This window comes from Streptomyces sp. NPDC049040 (genome assembly GCF_043197715.1).
Lineage (GTDB): Bacteria > Actinomycetota > Actinomycetes > Streptomycetales > Streptomycetaceae > Actinacidiphila.
On the sequence record NZ_JBICTO010000044.1, the window covers coordinates 1 to 3,332 of the forward strand.

The following is a 3,332-nucleotide window of genomic DNA, read 5'->3' on the forward strand; positions in this document are numbered from 1 at the left end:
TCGATGCGCTTGTGCACGAGGCGTTCCACCGGGCGTAGCGCAGCAAAGAAACGCAGCAGGGCTTCCTTCCGCTCATCACGTAGCCGGAGGGCTGCAGGTCGGCGGCCCGAGTCGGCCTGCCCGTGACAAGGCCGGTCGCTGGACGCGACGCGCAGGGCAAGGGCGTGTTGTCCCTGCGCGCGCGCTCCGCGGGCGGGTCACAGTCGTATGTCGCGCAGTATTCGCCGTGCCACCTGCTGGCCGGCGGGAGCGATCTCGGCGTCGATCGCCGCCGCCTCTACCCTGTCGAGAGTGACCGAGGAGGGGAGCGCGCCGGAGGTATCGAGCAGCAGTGCGCGGCGTAGATGCGTCGGCGGGTGGGTCGAGTCGGTGCTGTGGCCACGCACTTCGGCAACCCGGCGCAGCCGCTCCCGTTCGTGCGCGGGGACGTCCCGCGCATGGTCGGCGAGCCGGGCCCACAAACCGGCCTCGACGGCCTTCGGATCGCTGCCGCGGGTCCTGGTGCGGGCCAGCACCGCCTGGCGGCGCAGTTCCCGGTCCACGGTCTCGGCCAGCAGCAGCACATCGAGGAATTCCGCCGCCGCGGCGCCCGATCCGACCCGGGCGCCGTTCAGGTCGGCCCGGTATTCGGCACGTTGGGACGCCCGGAGGGTGAAGTGGTCGAGCAGGTAGAGCAGTCCGAGCACGAACAGCCACGGCGGGATCATGATCAGGTCGGCGATCATCTGGACGACGCTACGATCGCGCTGCCCGCTCGGGCGCAGGACGTGGTGCCAGGTGCCGAGGGTGCTCAGAGCGGTACCGACGACCAGGCCACGGCGCTGATCGCCGTTGGCGTAGTGCCCGAACTCATGCCCGAGTACCGCGACTCGCTGCTGGGGGCCGAGCATGTGCCACAGCGGCAGGCCGACCACCAGCAGCCGGCGCCGCCGCAGCCCGTACTCGGTCACTGACGCGTTCACGGCGGCGTCCAGCGCCACGATGTCCACCGGTCGGGTGCCGGTCTCCACAGCGACCCGGTCCAGCAGCGAGTACAGGCCGGGTGCCGCGGCCCGGTCCAACGTGACCGCGTCCTTAGGCAGCCGCCCGAGCCGTGGTCGCAGCAAAACGACCACCAGCAGCAGCACGGCTCCGAGCAGCACCTGCAGGGCGAAGACGCTGCCCGTCGTGATCAGCAGCAGCCCGGCGAGCGCGACGGCAACGGTGCTCAGGTGCACCGCCCAGGCCAGGACGTACGCGGCGATCCCAGAAGCATCCAAGCCCGGAGCACCCGCTCCGTCGCGGGCCAGTTCGACGTACAGCTGCTCGCCATAGCGGGCGACGATCCGGCGCCGACGGCCCTGGACTCGACCACGCGGCGGGTCTGGTGGCAACGGGTCAGCGTTCCAGCCGCAGCCCCCGCACCACACCACAAACCGCGGATCGGCGGCCGTCAGCCGACCGCATTCCGGACACTTGCTTTCCTGTACACCCGGTCTGTCCGCTGTTCTCGCCGGCGTACCGGCACCGTCACTGCTCATACGCCCCCCAGGACCGATTCGCCCAGCCGGCGCAGCGGGCCGCCGCAGCCTACCGCCTGTGGCGGCGGCCACGCGCGTCGCTACAGGCGGCGGCGCGCACCTGGACGCGAGGCGGCCGCAGGTGTCCCGACCACCCAACGCCCTCACTCACCACCAGCAATAACCTCGCCTGCTGGCAGCGACGGAACGACGAGACCACGGGGACGGCGGACTGACAGCACTTCCGCCGCCAGCGGGAAATCATCGCTGCCAGGCTGGGAAGCGATCACGCCCCCACGGCGAACACCGCAGCTCAGGGAATTCCGTCGGTAACCCGTCAATCCCGGGTGTCGTCCAGTGCCTCCCGCAGGCCGCGCAGCGGCATGTGGCCGCCGGCCCGGTGCCGGACCGGCCCCTGGGGGCCGTGGGCTGTGAGGTCGTCCAGCATCGCCACCAGCAGCGGCACGCCGCCGTGCCCGGGGTTGTACGCGTCGAAGCTGTACCCCCAGTGCTCCCTGGCCAGGTCCATGACGCGGTTGATGCGGCTGGCCAGGGCGTTGCGGAACAGGCCGGTGAAGACGATGGCGACCGGCGGGGTGCCGGTGCGGCAGGTGGGCGGGAAGCGGGTGTGCCAGTGCAGCTTCTCCGGCTCCCCCATGTTGGCGATGCTGTTGTGGCGTTGCCCGTCGTAGACCGGGCGGGCGAAATAGCGGGCGTAGCGGGCGAGTTTCTCCGCGACCCGCTCGGGTGACTCGGTACCGCGGTCGACCTCGATCATCAGCACCGGCACTCCGGCTTCCGGGGCGCGCAGGACGGCGTCGACGCGCACCGCCGCCTTGCTGCCCGAGGCGATCGGCAGGTGCGTCTCGGTGCGGAACGCCTCGATCCCACAGATGCCCGCCGGGGAGCCGGGCGTCGTGCCGCCGCGGACGAAAGCGGTGACGGTCTCGTTCACGGCCATCGCGTGCTTCGCGCCGCCCCGGGCGACCCCGCGAGCCAGGCCGCCGTCGACGCCTTCCTCCATGATTCGGTCGGCGTAGTCCAGGCCGGCCGGCGTCAGCCGCCACAGCTTCTGCGCCGCTGGCCCCGCACGGCCCGGGGCGCCGATCCGCCCGCGCGGCCCGGCGGTGTTGCCCTCGGAGACCACCAAGCCGTGCTTCTGGAGATCGAGCAGCGCGTTGCGGATCGACTTGTTGTCCGTCAGGTGCCGCCGTACCAGTCGCATGATCTGCGTGGCGGTCGCGACCTTCAGTGCCCCCAGCACGGTGATCGCGTCGTCCCGCTCCGGTGACGCCGACCCGTACGGATACAACACCCGCCGCCGCTTCGGCTTCGGCTTCGGCTTCTCGCCCTGTTCCGGCACCTGCTCCTGGGTGTGGCTCACGCCTGCCTCCCCGCTCGCGGTGATCAGGCAATCCAGTCTCACTCGGACCACCGACAAAGCAGCGTCAGCACCTGCCTGGTGAGCCCGCAGCGCCTCGCTGCTCCGCTTCCCCGGCCGACGCACCAGCGGCGGCCTGCGCCCCGCCAGGGCCGCCGGAGGCACCTAGGCAGCCCGTCAGCCCCTCGCGCCTGCCCACCACCCAGCCGCACCCGTCTCCTTTTCTCATCGGTGCAGCAGGGGGTTGGAGGGCAAGAGGGGATGTCGAGCCTCGCGGCGACATCACTACTCACGACCTGACCTGCACAAACGCCTCTACTGATGTTGGAGCGGCCGGTAGGAGCCTTGGCAGTGGTGGGTCACGTCCGCTGGAGTGGTGTATTGACGGCCACTCGGCGATCTTGTCTTTGACGCTATGCGGTGAGTTCGGCGGGCAGGGCGGTCTTGTGGTT

Annotated in this window: 2 protein-coding genes; both read right to left on the reverse strand. The window is 70.9% G+C overall.

Annotated features, from left to right (window positions below; genetic code table 11):
- Positions 1-197: 197 nt before the first annotated feature.
- Positions 198-1,259, reverse strand: a complete 1,062-nt coding sequence (locus ACGFMP_RS37175; RefSeq protein ID WP_393678523.1) for a M48 family metallopeptidase — start codon at positions 1,257-1,259, stop codon at positions 198-200.
- Positions 1,260-1,836: 577 nt separating this feature from the next.
- Positions 1,837-2,883 carry a replication-relaxation family protein gene (locus ACGFMP_RS37180; protein ID WP_393678524.1) on the reverse strand — a complete coding sequence of 349 codons (1,047 nt, stop codon included), beginning with the start codon at positions 2,881-2,883 and terminating at the stop codon, positions 1,837-1,839.
- Positions 2,884-3,332 lie beyond the last annotated feature (449 nt).